Origin of the sequence: Paenibacillus sp. FSL R7-0313 (assembly GCF_037969885.1) — a bacterium.
Classification (GTDB): Bacteria; Bacillota; Bacilli; order Paenibacillales; family Paenibacillaceae; genus Paenibacillus.
Window position 1 is genome coordinate 2,533,824 of record NZ_CP150219.1, and the last position, 20,598, is coordinate 2,554,421.

A 20,598-nucleotide genomic window follows, 5' to 3' on the forward strand; every position below is an offset into this window, starting at 1 on the left:
CGTTTCGTTACCATTATGATGAGTACATTATAAGTTCAACCACAATAAAATAAGATTTTACAGGCCTACAGCTTGATATGCTTTGGTAATAGCAGTAGCTTCAGCGGAAGTTGCTCCGTACAGATCTTTGGCTGCTTGAATGGTAGCTGTTTTGGCAGCGGCAAATTTGGACGTTGGTGTCAGGTAGTTCACCAGTGTGCTGTAGAAAATCTGGATCGCTTTATCCCGGCCGATTCCGGTAACAGTTACACCATTATGTGTTCCGCCCTGAGCAGCAAGGAAATAGGCTTTATTGATGATACCACTGTTGATATGGACACCGCCGTTGTCCTGTGTGCCTGTGTAGCGATCGCTGTATTTGTCAGGTTGACCATACAATGTAGGGTTGGAGAGGGAGCGCAGCGCATCTCCTGGAATGTTAGGTGTGTAGATATCATCACCGAGCAGCCAGTTTTTGCTTTGGATCGTATTACCGAAAATATCGGCAAAGGCTTCATTGAGTGCACCTGGTTCATTGCGATATTCCAGATTGGCTGTGTATTCAATAACACCATGCGTTAGTTCATGACCCACAACATCGAGGTCACCAGATAAGGATCGGAACGTCGTTCCGTCTCCGTCCCCAAAGACAATCTGTGCCCCGTTCCAGAAGGCATTATTGTAATTGGAGCCGTAGTGCACGGTTGATCTGATCAACAATCCGTTACCATTAATACCGTTACGGTTGAATTTGTTCTTGTAGAAATCATACGTAGCAGCTGCATGAGCGTGAGCATCTACACCTGCACGATCGGTCCATACATTATCCGAATCCGTGAGCAAGGTACCAGGCAGTGAGGAGCCATTGTTCGCTGTGTACGTTTGGATGCCATTGCCGCGAGTGGTGTCTTTCAGTTGGAAGGTGCTTCCGGATTGGGTGGTTGTCAGGGTTTTGGTATCTCCAAGCACACCTGTACCTGTTCCAGTGGCAAAGTTAATGAGGTCAAACTGGGATACGATACTGCCATCCACTGCGTTAATGAAATATTTGGTCCGTAGAGGGGCAGGTTCCAGTACGTTTACTTCCGTAATGTAAACCAGATACGTCTGACCATCTTCTTCATGATGATAGATGTTCAATTCAGCTTGAGGTGTGATTTCCGCGGCACCAAGTTCTCCAATCCGGGAAGTTGCTTCTTCGGTTGCAATACGGATCGCGTCTTCTCCGCTGATCTCGGCTACACCATCATTCGGAATGGCCTGCTCTTCAATCGGTGGAAGATCGCCAAGTGCGGAACTCACGGCTCCGGTTTTGTCCAGGTGCACCGTCTGTTCTGCACCATATACCGGGATACCTTTAATATACTGTTTCAGGCGGAAGTGTCTTACGCCAGATGTATCTGTGTTTCTTTTGACAATTTTGAGCTGGGATTTCACATCGGAATTCAGGAATTGTTCCTGCTGTCCAAGATAATTAAAGATGGTGTCATCTGTTCCACTGTTCAATGGAATACCCTCCTCAGAGGCATAAGGGGCCTGAAGTGGAATGGATTGATCAGACACTGGAGCTGCAGTAGCAGAGGATACGGAAGCGAGCAAAAGAGCTCCTCCAAGAATTGTTGGCATAACTTTGGCAAATTTCATAGTAAACTCTCCCATTCTTATACTTATTTTTTGGTTGGAAAATGTTCATGCCAGTCTCGGTTGGAATTCCGTCTGCAACTTGGGCAGCGCGGAGCGTGGGGCTGAACCTGAAGCGTGGAATGAGACAAGAAACGATTGGAACAAAATTGGCTTGGCCTTAGCTCGGGAAGTGTTAAGCACAACACCAAACGAAAAGGATAACCGTTTATTCAGTTCAACCCGAAGGTTTAATCGTCTATTGTGTTCCTCTTTCAGAAAGCCGGGGGTTGTCCAATTGCGCAGGTAGAAGATACGTTCACGGAAAACTGGGGTGTTCAATCCGGGTTTGCGTAAATGACAAAGGCAGTGTGTTCTGAACGGCATCACTCCTCTCAAGAGTAAAATGTATCTGCTTAACAGGTTCTGTGAATGAGGTCATAATCTAATCAACCTAAGGTCAATAAATGATTTAAAAAATGAATGGGAACTTATGTTCGCAACAAGGTTATTTTTGTAAATAAAACTGCTTGGAACGTATATTATCACAATGTAAAACTTTGGAAAAGATACAAATTTGGATTTTTGCTAAAATTGTGTCTGAAGTAGGGGAGAGGTAGCGTTTTTCACATATTTTGGCGTATTTTGTCTAAAAGCAAGGCCTGTACCCTCGTGTTTACAGGGAGAACCTGCTTAGTGCAAGGACAAACGCCGTTTCCACTGCTCCACGAATACATAGAATAACGTGTACTCCCTTGGCATGCCGATGATCGAATGCGGGAGGTGAAACTGTTGCGCAAAACCCGTACTACAGCACGTTATGCAACTCGATCGAATGTGCCACGAAGAAAAACAGTGCTGAAGAAACGAAGATTGAAGTCTGGACACAAAAAGGGTACAAAGGCCTATACGTTCGTTATTCCATCCAGACAGCTGATGTCACAGGCTAAGGATGGAGTAGAGAATGGAGCGGAAAATGGCATGAGTGATGCTCCTTCACACAGGGATGTTTCTCAGCGACCGATGCTCTCGATCATTATCCCTGCTATGAATGAGGAGAAAAGGATTGGTGCAGTTGTTCGTGAAGCGCGGCGGATATGCCGCGATGCTGAAGTGCTTGTCATTGTGAATGGTTCAACAGACGGTACGGCTAGCGCAGCCAAACGGGCTGGAGCACGCGTGCTCACGTATGCAGAAGCGCTAGGGCATGATGGAGGACGAAAAGTAGGCGCAGCGGAGGCGCGCGGTCAGGTGTTGTTATTTACTGATGCAGATATCGCAATTCCCGCAGAGCATCTTGCACCTTACGTGAAGGCTGTGCTGAAGGGAACGGATGTGGCACTTAACGACTACCATGGGCCGGTCACTCATCATCCTGTTCATCCGGTAGTGGAGGCCAAACACATGTTGAACAGCATACTCGCAAGATCCGATCTCCGGGGGGCATCCATGACAGCTATTCCACATGCAATAAGCCGAAAAGGACTTGAGGTCATGGGCATATCCTCACTGGAAGTTCCGCCACTCGCACAAGCGAAGGCAGTGATCGGCGGACTTCGAGTACGCGCTGTTCATCACGTACCTGTGGGTAGAATGAATGCAGTGCGAATCAAGAAGCGAAGCGGACCTGATCCGCTCAGTCAAGTGGTACTGAATGATCATATGGCAGCGATTAAGTGGATTACGGATACGCTCGGTCCCCGCGGAGGTTATACCGATCTGAAACGTGTTCGCAACCTGGCGAGGTAAGCATGTCGCATCGGATGATGCAGCATGCTGGAGGTGAGGAAATGAAGGGACGTTCAGGGGTTGTCCGCCGTAGGCGGACAACAAGTAGACAAATGACAGCAGGAAGAACAGTAATGAACAAGCGTCATAGGAACAAGAAGCATGTAGATATTCAAAAAAAAAGAAGAAGCCGAGCAAAGTCTGGCCAAGTAGATCTGCACTTGATGTGGAAAGCGGGGCAAGTTGCAGGAAGCGAGGCAAAGGCGAACAACACAGTATCAGAAGAACATGCACGTCTCGTATGGAATGCACACGCGGCGAACGTTGGGGAGCTAAGCAACTTCGAGCTAGCTCTGAAGGCAGGTAAGGCATTTATGCAGGGTTATGCTCAGGCCTCGGGACATTCATTCCAGATCGTGCCGCTACCCCTTCGTCATTCGGCTGCTGCCGTTGTCTGTGCCTGTAATGAGGAACATACACTGGGGCAGGTGTTATTGCAACTAAAGCGGTTGCCTCTGACGGATATTATTGTGGTACTGAATGGAACGACAGATGACAGTTTGAAGCAGGTACTAGGGCAGCCGGGACTTACAGTAATCTATGAACCGGATCGGGCAGGACATGATGTGGGCCGGGCACTTGGAGCCAAGATGACGGATGCGGAGACGGTACTTTTTGTGGATGGAGATATGGTCGTCTCGGCTGAACAGCTTGCACCCTTTCTGTTCGCGGTTGATCGGGGACAGGATGTGGCGTTGAATAATCTGACGTCTTTGCTTCCTGCGTTTGCAGGGCAGGATGAGGTAAGCCGGATCAAAGCATATCTGAACCGAACATTAGGCAGGGCAGATCTTGGTTCCAATTCCATGACAGCCGTGCCTCATGCATTATCTCGTCGTATGATTCAGACCGTGAAGTCAGCATCACTGGCCGTTCCACCTAAGGCACAAAGTTTAGCTATTCAGCATGGAATGAACGTCTCGGCACCAAGTCAGGTGGATGTTATTCGTTCCAATCGGTTGCGTCCTGGTAACACGGGAAGTGGGAATGATGTCGCAAAATTGATCATCGGAGATCATCTGGAGGCACTGGCTACATTGCTGGGTACAGGTTGGAATCCAGCCCAGGCACATACACTCTCCCGTGTAGAAGTGGCTTACAGGAGGAACGCCTAATGACACTGACGAGTATGATTATCCCAACTTACAATGGTCTGGATCTGATCAGGCCCTGCATCGATGCCATACGTCAATACTCGGGCGATCCTGCGTCATATGAAATTATCGTGGTAGATAACGGTTCGACGGATGGAACGGCTGAATATTGTGCGCTGGAGCGAATTCGATTTGTAAGGTTCCCGGACAATCGGGGGTTTCCGGCAGCGTGTAACGCTGGACTTCGTGCAGCTTGCGGGGATGAGCTGTTGCTGTTGAACAATGATGTTACGGTCACGCCCCGGTGGCTGGAGAACCTGCGAACGGCTCTGTACAGTGACGCAAGTATTGGGATCACGGGTCCTGTTACGAATTATGCAAGCGGCATCCAGCAGATTAAACTGCAGTTTCGGGACATGGAGCATTTTCAGGAGTTGGCCAATTCCAATAATGTTGCGGATTCTTCAAGGTGGAAGGAAGTACGCCGGATCGTCGGTCTGTGCATGCTGATGAAACGAGATGTCGTGGAATCGGTTGGACTGCTTGACGAGGCATATTCTCCGGGACACTATGAGGATGACGATTATTGTTATAGAGCAAGATTGCAGGGATATCGCCTGCTGGTATGTGGAGATGTTCTCGTGCATCATCAGGGAAGTGCCAGCTTCCAGAAGACAGATCCGGTAGCGTGGAAACAGCTGCTTGAGCGTAATCGTTCGATTTTTATTAACAAATGGCATGTCGATCCGCTTGAATATATGGACATATCCGATGAAGGAGGGAACGTGGAATGAAAGGTGTAATTCTTGCCGGCGGAACAGGAACTAGACTGTATCCGCTGACCCGGCTCATTAACAAACATCTGCTTCCAGTCGGTAAACATCCGATGATTATGTATGGCATCGACAGGCTCCGCCAGGCAGGCATTGATGAACTATTGATTGTGATCAACAAACATTCCGCCGGGTTATATACAGAGTATCTTGGTGGCGGAGCGGATCATGGGGTCAAGTTGACTTATCGCATTCAGGAAAAGGCAGGCGGGATTGCGGAAGCGTTGGATCTGGCAACTTCTTTTATTCTTCCTGGCGAAAAATTCGTTGTGCTTCTCGGAGATAATCTTTTCAGCGATGATCTGAAGCCTTATGTGGACCGTTACATGCAGCAACCTGCTGGTACAGCGCGAGTTCTGCTCAAAGAGGTGGATGATGCACGACGTTACGGGGTGCCTGTTTTTGATCCAAAGCATCCAGAGCGAATCTCGTACATTGAGGAGAAGCCAAGCCAGCCGAAAACCTCTTATTGTGTGACGGGCATATACATGTATGATGATCATGTATTTAACCTGATTCGCAACATTGCGCCGTCTGCGCGCGGAGAACTTGAAATTACGGATGTGAATAATCACTACGCATCTGCTGGCGGACTGGAATACGACATTTTGCAGAAATACTGGAGTGATGCAGGTACATTTGAATCCCTTCAGGAAGCAGCTGTCCGTATGAAAGGACAATTGCCCTAAAATATATGCGACTGATGCTGCCGCTGTGCGGTGCCCCATGGGAGCAGAACACTCTGCGCCGGAGCTGGAAGGATGCTCCGGCGCTTTGCGCAGCGACAATCCTCGTGCATGCCAAAGGAGGGAATGGCGTGAGAGTAGTGACACGCAACGGGGCTGCTAGGGCCACCGTGTCAGGTAAACCCCGGGGCATCCACCCGGCCGTATTTATGGGCAGTGGCACTCCGGCAGCAGCAGATACAGGGTCTGCTGGAGTCAGAGGTGTGAAGTCAGGGAAACGTAGTACTCTGACCAAAGCGGGTACATCTGCAGGCGCAGCGCATAAGGTCCGTGCAGGCAAAGCGAGCAGCACAGGCAGTGTTGTTGGCAGAGCAGGCAAAGCTGGCCGTGCGAGTGCGAGCAAAGCGGCAAGAGCCAGCCGCACCGGCAAAGGCAAAGCAGGCCTGCGCCGGGCCACTGCTGGGCGCAGGCCTGCACCAGCGCGGGGCCGGCGTGCCGCTGCCCGCGCCAAGCAGCGCACGGCGATGCGCCGTGCGCCCTTGCCAGCACCGCAAGCCAGCACGCCACAGGCGATGCCTGCCAGCGGTGCTGGCCCCGCCCCGCGCCAGGTGACACACCCGAAGGGTGTCGCCCCCGCGGGGCGGGGAGGCGCTGCCGGCGCGAAGGCGGGCAGCGCGAAGGGTTTGCCGCCTCCGCCCGCGGAGCACGCAGTGCAGGCGGAGGCCGTGCCCGGCGGCTACGCCGAGGGCTACCGCGACGGCGTATTCGCCGGCGGGGAGGCGCTGGTGGCGCAGCACATCCCGCCGGATCACATTCTGCCTGCCGTGGCGGCGGCAGATCTGATCGCGGCGGGATTCCGCCAATATGCGCCCAGCCTGGCCCGGCTGTCCAGCCCGCATGAGATGGCTGGACACATCACGGCGGCGCTGGATGCACAGCGCCCCCTGTCTGTCGTTCGCCTCGGAGATGGCGAACTGCTCACGCTGGCAGCCGATACGGTGCTGCCAGGCCAGGAAGTGCAGGAGCTGGCACCGTTTCTGCCCTATGCAGGGGTGCCAAGCTCAACCCCCGACATCCGCGCGATGCTTGCGGAAGCCATACAGGCCGCCGACTGGGTTGGCGTGCCGATCTCGCGGGCGCCGACATTCCAGGGGCTGTTATTCCCGGTATTGCGCTACTTCGGGATCGACTGGTCCCGGCTGAAATTGACCAGTTCCACGATCAATTACAGTCTGCATCAGTCCGGCCTGGTGTTGCCCTTGCTGCAAGGACGGCGGGTTCTGCTCATAGGTAGCCAGGCACCAGAGCTTGCGGCACTGCTGCATAACCGGGGGATTCATGTCACAGGCATCATTGGTTCTGTGGCAGGAGTTATGGATATACCGAGGGTGATGCAACAAACCGCAGAACATGCTTTTGATATCGCGTTGGTGGCGGCGGGAATTCCGGCGGTCATTCTGTGTCGGCGAATTGCAGGTGAACTCGGCAAGGTCGCTCTGGATTTTGGACATTTGGCTGACAAACTGGTAACAGGAGAGCTTCAACTCTAGTGGACCGTCCGGGGGCTGCTTATGTGCGTGTTGGCCTCACGGACAAGTGGAAATGGAGGGAGCAACATGAGCACACCCGATCAACAGCGCGGGGAAGAACGTCATAGCCGCAGCAACAAGGTTAAGGCTCGAAACGTCGTCCGTCGAAAGGGTCACAGTCATCTGAACATCATTCCAAATATCAGCACTCACAGTGACAACAGCCGCAGTGAAAACAACCGGAATGGCAGCATAAGCAATGAAAAAAAAGCGGCACGCCGTGCCACACAGCACGATGTCTCGCGATCTGATATGGCAGTCCTGCATGCAGCAGGTCGTCGCTCAATGCAGAAATCCAGACGTAAAGGCAAAAGCAGGCGCACAGCCAAAGGCGCCAGGATCTACAAACAGGGGTATCGTAGAGGATACGACGAAGGTGTCCGCCAGGGACAGAGTTCATTTGGTCTTGTTTTTGAAGGAGTCAGCATCATTATCCCCACGTACAATCAGCGGGAGTATGTGCTGCAATGTGTGTCCAGTATCGAGAAACATACCCCTGCCCCCTTCGAAATCATTGTCGTGGATAATGGCTCCAAGGATGGAACTGCCGAGGCCATGCTCCGCAAAGGCGGCATGGTGAGGGTGGCTGCCCTTAATCAGAACCGGGGGTTTGCCGGAGGTGTCAATCATGGGCTGATGATGGCGAGAGGACGACATATCATCGTGCTGAACAACGATACGCTCGTTACTCCAGGCTGGCTGGATAACATGATGACTTGTCTTGCCAGTGATCCGAAGATTGGTGTGGTGGGTCCGGTGACCAACTATATTGGTGGGGATCAGCAGATTCAGGTTCCGTACCGTGAGGTAGAAGAGATGTGGCCTTTTGCCGCGACACATAATCGTCCGGATGCAGACAAACATCGAATAACCAATCGCCTGGTCGGATTCTGCTGGTTGTTCTCACGGGAGCTGCTGGAACGAGTAGGTTATCTGGACGAAGGGTACGCGGTGGGCAATTTCGAAGATGATGACTGGATCATTCGGGTGAAGCTGGCAGGATACCAGCTTGCGGTAGCCGGGGATGCTTTTATCCACCACTTCGGAAGTGTCAGTATGAAAGCCTTGGGTGAGCAGGACTTTGCTGTAGTGAATAAGGATAACGAGCAGTTTTATAGCCAAAAGTGGGGAGATCCCCATGCGCTGGTTGCCGAAACCTCCCGGTTGGCTAGAGAACAAACCTCTGGTACCCCATCCGGTCAACAAGAGGATGGTGACACAAACCCAATGGATCCGCGTCAGCGAATCTCAACGCAGGGCAGCCAAGATCCAGCATTACAGTTCAGACACAGTTATGACTTCTACCCGGAAGGTTCGTTCCTGTCCGATGCCAAAGGAGATGTCTATACTTTAACCGGCGGTCGGCGGCGGAAGCTGAATATCCCTGTACCGCGTGGAATATCTCCTGTTCAGGTTGCCAAACCGGACCTGCTCGCCATTCCTGCCGGAGAAGCACTGATATCAGCGGGGAATGTGCAAGGATGGCCGAGGGAATCACAACAGGTGCATACGACAGCGGTTCATGGTTCTCACCATGGCTGGGCAGAAGGAAGTATTGTTGCCGCAGTGGATGCACCCGAGATTCGATATCAGATCAGCGGAGACAAGCGGAGACGATTTGTATCGGTCTATGCGGCAGAACGTTGGGGTGTACATTCTGGGCATATTATCAGCGTGTCTGCGGACCAACTGAATTCAATGGAAGAAGGCTGGCCCATTATCGCCCCACCTCAGCTCTTGAACCCGGATCTGTAATGTCAGGCGATCTGTTTATCCAGATTGGCAGTATGATGCGGAATGGAAAATGTAGCGGTACCCTGTGTAATCGCTCTGATTCATTCCGCATCCGAATATTACATATGAGTTGTTAGCTAGACTACTGAAGCAGAGCGATTCAATCTTGTAAAATAAGCCCTCTTTAAAATTTATAATTTAATCTTTCTATTTGGTTATAGGTTTATTCTATTAGCAGATCCATTGACGCATGAGGGGCGTAGGAGTACATTTAGAGCCATAATTCTTATTTAACAGATGGGAATTGAAGGTCTAGGGCGTTCATAGTTAATCACCCAGACCTTGATCTTAAAACCAATCAGGAGGTATGTCGATGTCATCATCAACCAAAAAAGTCGTGCTGTGGAGCAAAACAGGCTGTCATTTCTGCGGGGAAGTGAAAGCATTTCTGACAGAGCGAAACCAGCCTTTTGAGAACATTGAAGTGCAGGGAAATGACGTGCTGCGAGATGTGCTTGAAGCAAAATATGGCATTCGGCATGTACCTGTCATTGAAGTGGGAGGGGACGGCAAGTTTGAAGCCTTGCTGGAACCTGATCTGGAGAAGCTGGCGGAACTGCTGGCACGAACGGACGAAGCGGCAGCAGTCTAACGGGAGTTAATATATACCTTTGAAGCAAGCCGTTCCGGCTGTTGCATGATGCAAGATCGCATTTGTACAGCAGCTGGAACGTTCATAAGTTATGGCTCACTTGGGATGTAAATGGTCTTATTTACATCTTCAATGTTCATATAGAAAAAATCTATTAGTCACGCTGTTGACCCTTTTACGGGGCAGTGATAAGATTTGTGAAATTAAAACAAACCAAACTCATAGGAATAGTTAACTTTTAAGTTATTTTGCATACGTAATCAGTTCAGTTGGCCCTTGATCATTCTTTTGAAGATTCTAATCCAAGGAAGGCGGAGTGCATATGACAGCGAAACGCAGTTTGAAATTTGGAGCCATTATTCATGGGGTTGGAGGAAGCAACACCACATGGAGACACCCGGAGGTTCTGTCGGATGCCAGCGTTAACTTTGGATTCTACAAACGTCAGGCACTGAAAGCGGAGGAAGGCAAGTTCGATCTGGTCTTTATCGCAGACGGTCTGTATATTACTGAGAAATCCATTCCGCATTTCCTGAATCGCTTCGAACCAATCAGTATCCTCTCCGCTTTGGCTGCCGTTACTTCACGCATTGGACTGGTGGGTACCCTCTCAACATCCTATAGTGATCCGTTCACCGTAGCCAGACAGTTCGGTTCTCTCGATCAGATCAGTGATGGCCGTGCAGGCTGGAACGTCGTGACTTCTCCGCTGGAAGGGACGGCGAAGAATTATAGTAAGAGCAGTCACCCTTCGCATCCGGAACGTTATCGCATTGCCGCAGAATATTTACAGGTAACCAAAGGGTTGTGGGACTCTTGGGAAGATGATGCCTTTGTAAGAGACAAAGAGAGCGGCGTTTTCTTCGATCCATCCAAGCTGCACACGCTTAATCATGAAGGAGAGTTTTTCTCCGTACAAGGTCCGCTCAATATTGCCCGTTCACGGCAAGGACAGCCGGTGATTTTCCAGGCAGGTTCATCGGAAGATGGCAAAACGCTGGCGGCACAAGAAGCGGATGCAGTATTCACTGGGCACGACAGTATTGAAGATGCACAGGCATTCTATAAGGATGTCAAAACACGAGCGGCTTCCTATGGACGTTCTTCACAGGATATTGTCATTCTACCAGGCATCAATCCTATTGTTGGACGGACGGAAGAGGAGGCTGAACAGAAATATCAGGAAATCGCAAGCTTGGTCACCATTGATAAAGCGCTGGATTATCTGGGACGTTTCTACGAACATCATGATTTCTCCCAATATCCATTGGATGAGCCTTTCCCGGAGCTGAATGGCATTGGAAGCAACAGCTTCCGCAGTGGAACCGACAAGATCAAGAAGGACGCCAAAGAGCAAGGATTGACCTTGCGTGAAGTGGCTCTGCGGGCAGCAACACCGCGTAGCAAATTCCTTGGAACACCGGAGCAGGTCGCTGACAAGATTCAGGAATGGTTTGAGACGGAAGCAGCGGATGGTTTCATTATTGCTTCGGAGTTGCCAAGTGGGTTGTCTGATTTTGTGGAACTCGTTGTGCCGATTCTGCAAGAACGCGGTCTGTATCGTACGGACTATGAACACGATACTTTGCGGGGGAACCTTGGGGTACAGATTCCGGTTAACCGTTATACGGCTGCCAAGGAACAAGTCGTATCTGATTTGGCATGACGGATAGGGAGCGAACGAGCATCTGATGTTGTCTGCTGTTATCTCCAACCGGTAATAAAGTAATTACTACGTTTCGTACTATCTTAAAACCGACTTAACTCATAGGATATATCAAGTATCAAGTATAAACATCAATATAATGACACCTGTATACACAGAGGGGGAAGCGATATGAACAGGTCTATCTCATGGATGAAATATATGGCATTGGCAGCAGTATTGGTGATGGTATTATCCGGTTGCGGAGCGGCGGGAGGCAGCACGAACAGTACGGCACAGGCATCAGGTGGGGGGCAGGCCGGGCAAGCTGAAGGAGGCAACCTGACTTTTGCACTCGCGACTTCACCGGATACACTAGACCCTCATCGCAGTGGGCTTGCCGTAACGGTACGTGCGATCCGGACGATCTACGATAATCTGGTCGTGCAGTTGCCTGATGGTTCCATCAAACCTTGGCTCGCCACGGAATGGAGCGTATCCGAAGACGGCAAGAGTTATACGTTCAAGCTGCGTGAAGGTGTGAAGTTCCATGATGGTACACCTTTTAATGCGGAAGCCGTGAAATACAATCTGGACCGGGTGATTGACCCGGCCACCAAAGCTGCCAATTCTCTAGCCCTGATTAGACCCTATAGCTCCTCCGAGGTCATTGATGAATATACGATCAAGGTAAATCTGGAATCACCATCGCAAGCTTTTCTTGGCAATTTGAGTCAGGCGCTGCTGGGAATCGTATCCCCTACGGCTGCTCAAAAATATGGAGACCAATTAGGTAAAAATCCGGTGGGCACAGGTCCGTATACCTTTGTGAAATGGGATGAGAATGCGGATATCGTCGTTGCCAAGAACAAGGATTACAACTGGGGACCTGAGACGGTTGAAAATAAAGCCGCGCCCCATGTGGATACGATCACATTCAAAATTGTACCGGAAGAAGCGACACGCATCGGAAGTGTACAAAGTGGTCAGGTACTCGCTGCCGAGACCGTTCCACCGCAAAATATCGCTGCATTAAAAAACGATCCGAACCAGCAACTGTTGCAGGCTAACACGGTGGGATTGCCATATACACTCTTTTTCAATCTGCGCAAAGCGCCTTGGGATGATGTGAAAGTAAGGCAGGCAGTACAATCCGCTGTAGATGTTGAATCGATTGTCAAAACATTGTATCTGGGCAACTACGAACGTGCGTGGTCTGCACTGTCTCCTGGAATTCTGGGTTATGATGCATCGCTGGAAGGAAGTATCAACCCGGACATCAATAAAGCCAATCAGCTGCTCGATGAACAAGGCTGGGTGAAAGGCGCTGACGGTATTCGTGCCAAAGAGGGCCAGAAACTGACCCTGCGTTATGTCGATGGTTCGCCCAATCGGGAGAAACGTAATGACATTGCCGCCATTATTCAACAACAGTTGAAGCAGGTAGGCATCGCTGTTGAAGTGGAAATTACAAAAGACGTAGCAACGGTCATCTATCAAAACTGGGATTATGATCTATATGGCAATAGCCAGGTCAACTCCGATCCCAATGCCTTGTACGCTTTCTATCATACGAGTGCAGAGGGACAGCGTCCGACATTATCCGGTTTGTCTGATCCAAAGATCGATGAACTGCTGGAACAGGGGGCGGTTGAGAGTGACGCGGATAAACGTGTCGAGATCTACAATCAGATCCAACAATACCTGATTGAGCAAGCGGTAATTCTGCCGATCTATGTATTCCCTTATACTGTCGCAGCATCCAAAAAGGTCGAAGGCATCAAGTTTGATTCACTGGGGTATCCACTCTTTAACGACGTCCGCATTCAGCCCTAACATGAACGGCCAATCCAGATTCAGGAAGGAGATATCCCGGTATGGTTCAAACGATACTGTCACGACTCGCAACATCGCTTCTGGTTATTTTCGGAGCTTCGGTGCTGGTGTACTGCATCATGTATCTTCTGCCGGGTGATCCGGTTCTACTCATGCTGGACCCGTCCTCGGCTACCCCGGAGATGATCGAGAATCTGCGGGTGCAGCTTGGACTGGATCAGCCGTTTTATATCCAGTTTGCGAACTATTTCGGTGACATGCTGCGTGGAGATTTCGGTAAATCCATGATCAATTCGGATCCGGTTTTGCCAAAAATCCTGGAACATTTTCCAGCGACACTGGCTTTGACCGCACTCAGTTCAATCATTGCCATCACGATTGGAATTACACTTGGTGTACTGTCTGCGATTCATCGCAATGGCGTGATTGATTTCGTCGCTCGGCTCGTTGGACTGTTCGGTATCTCTATGCCAACCTTCTGGACGGGGATACTGCTCATCCTGTTATTTTCAGTACAGCTTGGCTGGTTCCCTGCGATGGGTTCCGACGGATTCAGCTCACTGGTTCTTCCGGCAGCTACGCTGGGTCTCGTTGGTGCAGGGTTTATCGTACGAATGGTGCGGAACAGCATGTTGGAAGTGATCAATGAACCATTTATCGTGGCTTTACGGGCCAAAGGACTTTCGGAGCGCGCCATCATGTATGGCCATGCGCTGCGTAATGCGCTGATCCCTGCCGTAACGGTAATTGGCATGCTGATCGGTGATCTGCTTGCGGGTACGGTTGTGGTGGAGACTGTCTTCTCCAGACAAGGAATCGGCCGGATTATTGCAGATGCGCTAATGGCCAAAGATCTGCCCGTGGTGCAAGGCGTTGTTTTCTTTACATCCATTATCTATGTGGTCTTGAATTTGCTGGTGGACATCTCGTATTCGTACATTGATCCCCGGGTTCGGCGTGCAGTCCGAACATGATGACAGCCGGAACAGTCAGAAGTGTCCTGACGCGGAGTATGGAAGGAGGAGTTGTTGCTCATGAGCATGAAACCTTTGGTTGGTGACAAAAAAGTATGGGCGGGCGTAGGACGTATACGTCTGTGGAATCGCCGCCCTTGGCGCTATCGCGTTTCACTCGCGGTATCCCGATTATTCTTTTATGCAGCATTGCTGGTGGTCGTGTTTACCGTGGCATGTGCGATTGTACCGGGCTGGATTGCACCCTATGATCCAACTCAGATGATGACGGATGCTATCCTGCAGGCTCCTTCTGCTGCGCACCTGTTCGGGACGGACTATTTTGGCAGGGATATCTTCAGTGTGGTTGTGCATGGAAGCAGAGATTCATTGCTCATTGGATTCGCCTCGGTACTTGTAGGCGGTATTGTTGGCAGTGCTCTTGGTATTATCTCCGGTTATGCCGGAGGTATTGTTGATACCATCACCATGCGGGCTGTTGATATTCTGATGGCTGTACCCGGCGTACTGCTTGCATTATCTGTTGCAGCTGCTCTCGGGCCAGGACTGATGAATATTGCACTGGCTGTTGCGGTTTCCTCCATTCCGGGCTACGCACGGGTGATGCGTGGGCAGGTCATATCAGTTAAAGGTCTGCCTTTCATTACAGCGACACGTTCACTGGGCGGTTCCAATACACGCATTTTCTGGAAACATGTACTGCCACATTCGTTGTCACCCTTGCTGGTCATGGCTACACTGGGCGTAGGGACATCAATTCTTACGGGTTCCGGACTCAGTTTTCTGGGACTTGGGGTGTTGAAGGAAATACCGGATTGGGGCGCATTGCTCTCGCAAGGTAGAGGGTATCTGACGGTTGCCTGGTGGATCTGTACGTTCCCGGGTCTGGCGATCACTTTGTTTGTACTGGCGGTTAATCTGATTGGAGACGATATTCGCGATCGGTTGGACCCCAAATTAAAAGGAGCGGCCTGACCGCTACCCTAAGGAGGAATACTTTATGTCACATGTTGTCATTATTGCCGGATCACCTTCCAAACGTTCGCGTTTGACAGGTCTGACGGATTACAGCAGCCAAAAATTAACGGAGGCAGGCATCACCGTTGAAGTCATTCATGTTGTGGATCTTCCCGCTGAGGATCTGGTGCAAGCCCGGTTTGACAGCTCGTTCATTCGTGATGCACTTGCTGTCGTGGAAGCGGCGGATGCAGTTATTGTGGCTACACCTGTGTATAAGGCATCGTACTCGGGAGTGCTCAAGCTGTTCCTGGATCTGATTCCGCAAGAAGGGCTACGGGGTAAGTTGACACTCCCACTCGTTATTGGTGGCTCCATTGCTCATCTGCTCGCCATTGATTATGCATTGAAGCCTGTACTGGCAGCCCTTGGTGGAAGACATATCTTGGGTGGCGTGTATGCTGTGGATCAGGGAATTGAACGATTGGATGATGGGAAATTTGTGCTCTCGGCGGATATTACTACACGTCTGGATCGCTCGCTGGATGAATTGATATTGACACTGGAAAAGGATGGGATTACGATATCATAAAACCAAGTAAATATATTGGATAAATCAATATAAGATCAAACGTCTGCGGACGTGGATACGGAGGCGCTCATGAATATCGAGAATATTGAAGCATTTGTATATATCAATCATTATGGAAGCTTCAATAAGGCTGCCGAAGTACTCTTCTTGTCCCAACCTTCGGTCACAGCTCGCATTCAGTCACTGGAAAGGGAGCTGGGCTGCAAGTTGTTTGATCGGCTTGGCAAGCAAATTGTGCTGACAGAAGAAGGTCGGAAATTCCTTCCATATGCGCAGCAAGTGCTGCAAGTGATTCAGAAGGGCAAGCAGAAGATTCAGCAACGGCGATCAACACCGGATGCGCTTCGGCTCGGTAGTACAGTATCGGTGTCCAATTATGTCATTCCTGATTTTCTACCCAAGATCAAGGAAGCTTACCCCGAAATTAACATCAAATTGACGACAGCAACGACGGATCAGCTGATTGCCAAACTGCTTGGTCAGGAGATCGATCTTGCCTTTGTACGCAAGGTCATGCATCCTGCGATCCGTACGGTTGCTTTTTATGAAGATCCGATCCAGCTCTATGTGTACAAAGGACATCCATTCATTGAGAGCGGGCATGTCAGCATGGAAGCCATCCGGAATGAGCAACTGGTCTTTTTTGAATGTGGTTCACTGGACTGGCTTCGCATTCACCGGGCTTTCGACTCGCTGGAACATCCGCCGAATATTACATATCATGTCGATAATTCGGAGACGGCGAAGAAACTGGTTATGCAAGGGGCAGGCATTGCCTTTCTCCCGGGACTTACGGTGAAGAAGGAAGTGCAGAATCAGGAGCTGTTCCCCATTCAGGTACATGAGGTAGCAGGTGTATCTTTGCAGATCAGCGTTGTCACGTTAAAGGAAGAATATTCGCCATTGGCAGAGCCCTTCGGGGAACTGCTGCGGCAACTATAAAGCGTCTAACGTTGAATCTGACTTTTACACCAAAACGGAGAGTGCAGAACTGTAACATCTCCAGTTCAACTTAATAGTGATTCAAGAACAGCGGTTCAGCACAATCAAGGAGGAGAAGGATATGAGTATTCGTGTTGGCATTTTGGATCAGACTCCCATCTATGAAGGGGAAACGGCGGTGGATGCTTTTCGGCATACAATTGAGCTGGCACAGCGGGCAGAGCAGCTTGGATTCCATCGATTCTGGGTGTCGGAGCACCATGATTCAGGGCATGTTGCAGGGTCCTCCCCAGAGGTACTCATCTCCCACTTGCTTGCGCATACCAAGCGGATTCGGTTGGGGTCTGGCGGAGTAATGCTCCAGCATTACAGTCCATACAAAGTCGCCGAGAATTTCAATATCCTCGCAGCGCTAGGGCCAGGAAGAGTTGACCTGGGAATCGGTCGTGCACCAGGCGGGTTACCTCGTTCGACGCAGGCGTTGCAGGAAGGTATTCAGGAAGCTGCCTCTCTTCAAGAGAAGATTGTTCAGGTGAAACGATACATCCACAATGAGCCGTTTGAAGATCAGTCGCATCCACTTGCAGGTCTCAGCGCCTCGCCTGTGTCCGACATTCCAGCGGAACTGTATGTGCTTGGAGCAAGTGTCGATAGTGCAGGCATGGCTGCGGAACTGGGACTCCCATATGTCTTTTCACTGTTCATTAACAGTAATATAGAGGTAGCGCTTCAAGCGATCCGTGTATATCGTGAACAATTTGATCGTTCCCAGGGACGGGAGCCTTACGCTGCATTAGCCATATCGTTAATTGTGGCCGAAAGTGAGGAAGAAGCGGAAGGTCTTGCGAGTGAGCATATGCTGGTGAAGATCCATCTGGAGAGTGGAAAGGTGCTGACGGTGGGTTCTGTGGAACAGGCGGAAGAATTCGGACGTCAATCAAACGAAACCTATCGGATCGAGATTCTGGAGCCAAGTGTGACCCGAGGTACGAAGGAAAGCGTAGGTCAGGCGCTGCTGAAGTTCCAGCAGGATTTTGCTGTGGAAGAGTTCATTGTGACTACAGCTACACGGGACTTTGCCAAGCGAATTCGTTCATTCGAATTGTTGCGTGAGATTCTGGCAGAGCAGGGACTAAGCGAATTTGCACTGGAATCCAAGGAACAGGAAGCTGCAATCGGATAGAATTAGGCAGTTAATATAGCAGTGAATATATACGAATGGGAGGCCATGTGATGAAAAGTGATCTGGAACAGCCCGAGCAGCAGACTGAGCAATTAGTACAGGGCGCCGAGCATGAGCTTCACGGTGAACGGGCAGAAGCATTCGCGGAACGTTTAATCACCATTCGGCGACACCTGCATCGTAACCCGGAGTTGTCCGGCGAGGAAAGGGAGACGACGGCAGCCATTCGAAGTTGGCTGGAAGAGGAGGGCGTCCGTATTGCAGACGAATATGTGCTGCGGACAGGGCTCGTCGCTGAAGTAGGCCAAGGGGACGGACCTGTGGTTGCCCTAAGAGCGGACATTGATGCGCTGCCCATTCAGGAAGAGACAAAGCTGGATTTTGCCTCCCAGGTAGATGGGAGGATGCACGCTTGCGGACATGACGCACACACGGCAATTCTGATTGGTGCTGCACGATTACTGAAACAGCGCGAGTCCAGTTTGCCGGGAAAAGTACGGTTGATATTCCAGCCATCGGAGGAAAAAGCAACGGGTGCACGGCAAGTGATCCAGAGCGGCGCATTGTCCGATGTTCGGGCCGTATTTGGGTTGCATAACAAGCCTGATCTCCAGGTGGGTACGGTGGGCATTCGGGAAGGTGCGTTGATGGCAGCAGCAGACGGTTTTGTTGTCAAAGTGGAAGGTGTAGGCACCCATGCAGCCGTGCCTGAAGCAGGCATTGATCCAATCGTGGTTGCCGCACATATTGTTACGGCATTACAGGCCATTGTGAGTCGTAATGTGGGAGCACAGGAGAGTGCTGTAATCAGCGTCACCAAGCTTCATAGCGGCACAGCCTGGAACGTTATTCCCGACGAAGCGATACTCGATGGCACGGTACGTACCTTTGATGAGAAAGTGCGTGCACGGATTCGCGAGCGTTTCAATCAGGTGGTAGCGGGTGTTGCGGCGGCCTATGGCACACGTGCTACGGTTCGCTGGATTCAGGGACCTCCTGCCGTGGTCAACGATGAGTCTCTGGCATCTTCGGCTGAGCAAGTTGCAAGTGAGATTGGATTAAACAGTGTTAGACCGTTACCTTCTCCAGCAGGTGAGGACTTCTCTTTTTATCAAAAAGAAGTTCCCGGCCTGTTCCTCTTCCTGGGCACCTCTGGCCCGCATGAGTGGCATCACCCTGGCTTTGATGTGGATGAACGGGCACTGCCGCTCGGAGCACATCTTCTGGCTGCACTGGCTGAGAAAGCACTGCACAATGTGCAAGCACATCAAGTGTGATGAGTATAGTGAATCACTGGATCATATCCAGATCGAAACGGTTCCGTTCGACGGCAACCGTTTTTCGAATTCCCTTTTTTAAGTGAGAGTGAGGTAGGAACGACGATTCGTTGAATCTTGTTATATGGTGTAGTTATGGCTAGGGCTGGCGCATAAGCGTCAGCTTTGTTTGGGTTTTCTTACAGGAGGGGCAGCTGAAGGTATTGTAAATTTTATTTTTTTTTAATGGAAATATTTGTTGACGCTCCCTAAAAGGTTGTGCTATATTTTTCTCGACCTTTAATCGTAATAATTACTATTAGTAAAAAATGAAGAACAGGAGTAGCTGCTGCGATGAAACAGGAGATCGATTTTATCAAGTTCAGTCCCACTCAAAACATGACGATTCTGGTTAAAACGGATCATGCAGCAGAGAAATACAATCATATTGCGACTCGTCTAATGTCGTATGATAACGTTTACGCTGAACAAGTGGGATTCATTAAACCAACGAGGAGACCGGAAGCTGTGGCCCGCCTGGAAATGGCCGGAGGAGAGTTCTGTGGTAATGCCTGCATGGCAATTGCAGCACACCTCGCATCTGAAGCAAGACTTGCACAACAGGAGTCTATGGATATCGCGCTGGAGGTTTCCGGAACCGATCAATTGATCATGTGCCATGTGAAGAAACAGCAGAACGAATACAACTGCCAGGTAACTATGCCGATTCCGAAGCAGATCGAACAACGAACAATCCGGTACGAAGGCATCGAACTGGATATGGTGATCATCCGGTACGCTGAGTTCATTCATATCGTGATTGAAGTGGATGACTTCGACGATACGATGAAAAAGAGGGCACAGACCCTTGCAAGGTTACTGGGACTAACCCTGGGAGATAAGCTGATCGGTATCTTGTTATATCAATCACACTTGGAAGAAATGGCCCCACTCATCTATGTTCCAGAGCTGGATAGTCTGATGTGGGAGAGAGGATGCGGTTCGGGTACGGCCTCCGTGGGAGCCTATCTTGCATGGAGCCAGCAGAGGGAGATTACACAGTATATCAAGCAGCCCGGTGGTGCAATCAAAGTGATAGCTGAGTGGAATGGCGCAGAACTTGGGAGCATTACGATTGAGGGATCGGTAGGCATCGTGGCACAGGGCAAAGCCTACATAGATGCTCCAGCAGAATGGAGCGTTATAAACGCATGAGGTACATGACATGATCGAGACAA

At 50.4% G+C, this 20,598-nt stretch carries 18 protein-coding genes; 16 read left to right on the top strand and 2 right to left on the bottom strand.

The features are described 5' to 3' along the window. Positions 1 to 57 precede the first annotated feature (57 nt). Both NSQ38_RS11070 and NSQ38_RS11075 read right to left on the bottom strand, forming a co-directional pair. Positions 58 to 1,623 (bottom strand): M4 family metallopeptidase, encoded by a 1,566-nt coding sequence (locus NSQ38_RS11070; protein ID WP_339789179.1) that lies wholly within the window; start codon positions 1,621 to 1,623, stop codon positions 58 to 60. Between the two features lie 45 nt (positions 1,624 to 1,668). Next, positions 1,669 to 1,941 (bottom strand): hypothetical protein, encoded by a 273-nt coding sequence (locus NSQ38_RS11075; RefSeq protein WP_339789181.1) that lies wholly within the window; start codon positions 1,939 to 1,941, stop codon positions 1,669 to 1,671. 441 nt (positions 1,942 to 2,382) lie between these two features. On the opposite strand from NSQ38_RS11075, the gene NSQ38_RS11080 reads away from it, so the two are divergent. From NSQ38_RS11080 to NSQ38_RS11155, 16 genes are all read left to right on the top strand, one after another. Then, positions 2,383 to 3,348 carry a glycosyltransferase gene (locus NSQ38_RS11080; RefSeq protein ID WP_339790486.1) on the top strand — a complete coding sequence of 322 codons (966 nt, stop codon included), beginning with the start codon at positions 2,383 to 2,385 and terminating at the stop codon, positions 3,346 to 3,348. Positions 3,349 to 3,389: 41 nt separating this feature from the next. Beyond that, positions 3,390 to 4,502: a glycosyltransferase family A protein gene (locus NSQ38_RS11085; protein ID WP_339789184.1), complete on the top strand. Its 1,113-nt coding sequence runs from the start codon at positions 3,390 to 3,392 to the stop codon at positions 4,500 to 4,502. Then, a complete protein-coding gene (locus NSQ38_RS11090; RefSeq protein WP_338588441.1) occupies positions 4,502 to 5,275 on the top strand; it encodes a glycosyltransferase family 2 protein in 774 nt (257 codons plus the stop codon). The genes NSQ38_RS11085 and NSQ38_RS11090 overlap by 1 nt, the downstream gene beginning before the upstream one ends. Beyond that, complete coding sequence (locus tag NSQ38_RS11095) at positions 5,272 to 6,003, top strand: sugar phosphate nucleotidyltransferase (RefSeq protein WP_036605812.1); 732 nt, start codon at positions 5,272 to 5,274, stop codon at positions 6,001 to 6,003. The genes NSQ38_RS11090 and NSQ38_RS11095 overlap by 4 nt, the downstream gene beginning before the upstream one ends. A gap of 899 nt (positions 6,004 to 6,902) precedes the next feature. Further along, positions 6,903 to 7,550, top strand: a complete 648-nt coding sequence (locus NSQ38_RS11100; RefSeq protein ID WP_339790489.1) for a GT-D fold domain-containing glycosyltransferase — start codon at positions 6,903 to 6,905, stop codon at positions 7,548 to 7,550. A 66-nt stretch (positions 7,551 to 7,616) separates the two neighbouring features. Further along, entirely contained in the window at positions 7,617 to 9,344 is a 1,728-nt protein-coding gene (locus NSQ38_RS11105) for a glycosyltransferase family 2 protein (RefSeq protein ID WP_339789186.1), read from the top strand. A 352-nt stretch (positions 9,345 to 9,696) separates the two neighbouring features. Then, complete coding sequence (locus NSQ38_RS11110) at positions 9,697 to 9,975, top strand: glutaredoxin family protein (RefSeq protein ID WP_339789189.1); 279 nt, start codon at positions 9,697 to 9,699, stop codon at positions 9,973 to 9,975. Positions 9,976 to 10,297: 322 nt separating this feature from the next. Then, positions 10,298 to 11,641, top strand: coding sequence for an LLM class flavin-dependent oxidoreductase (locus NSQ38_RS11115; protein WP_339789192.1), 1,344 nt, complete (start codon positions 10,298 to 10,300; stop codon positions 11,639 to 11,641). Positions 11,642 to 11,812: 171 nt separating this feature from the next. Continuing rightward, a complete protein-coding gene (locus NSQ38_RS11120) occupies positions 11,813 to 13,456 on the top strand; it encodes an ABC transporter substrate-binding protein (protein ID WP_339789195.1) in 1,644 nt (547 codons plus the stop codon). Between the two features lie 41 nt (positions 13,457 to 13,497). After that, positions 13,498 to 14,430 (top strand): ABC transporter permease, encoded by a 933-nt coding sequence (locus tag NSQ38_RS11125; RefSeq protein WP_036605816.1) that lies wholly within the window; start codon positions 13,498 to 13,500, stop codon positions 14,428 to 14,430. Between the two features lie 60 nt (positions 14,431 to 14,490). Beyond that, the gene (locus NSQ38_RS11130) at positions 14,491 to 15,405 is read left to right on the top strand and encodes an ABC transporter permease (protein WP_339789199.1); all 915 of its coding nucleotides are present in this window, start codon (positions 14,491 to 14,493) and stop codon (positions 15,403 to 15,405) included. A gap of 25 nt (positions 15,406 to 15,430) precedes the next feature. Continuing rightward, positions 15,431 to 15,979 (top strand): NADPH-dependent FMN reductase, encoded by a 549-nt coding sequence (gene ssuE, locus NSQ38_RS11135; protein WP_074096318.1) that lies wholly within the window; start codon positions 15,431 to 15,433, stop codon positions 15,977 to 15,979. Between the two features lie 69 nt (positions 15,980 to 16,048). Then, on the top strand, positions 16,049 to 16,921 hold the full coding sequence (locus NSQ38_RS11140; protein ID WP_017692495.1) for a LysR family transcriptional regulator: 873 nt from the start codon (positions 16,049 to 16,051) through the stop codon (positions 16,919 to 16,921). A 121-nt stretch (positions 16,922 to 17,042) separates the two neighbouring features. Further along, entirely contained in the window at positions 17,043 to 18,104 is a 1,062-nt protein-coding gene (locus NSQ38_RS11145; protein WP_339789202.1) for an LLM class flavin-dependent oxidoreductase, read from the top strand. 50 nt (positions 18,105 to 18,154) lie between these two features. After that, a complete protein-coding gene (locus NSQ38_RS11150) occupies positions 18,155 to 19,381 on the top strand; it encodes an amidohydrolase (protein ID WP_339789205.1) in 1,227 nt (408 codons plus the stop codon). Positions 19,382 to 19,714: 333 nt separating this feature from the next. Next, complete coding sequence (locus NSQ38_RS11155; RefSeq protein WP_339789207.1) at positions 19,715 to 20,575, top strand: diaminopimelate epimerase; 861 nt, start codon at positions 19,715 to 19,717, stop codon at positions 20,573 to 20,575. The last annotated feature ends 23 nt before the right edge of the window (positions 20,576 to 20,598 follow it).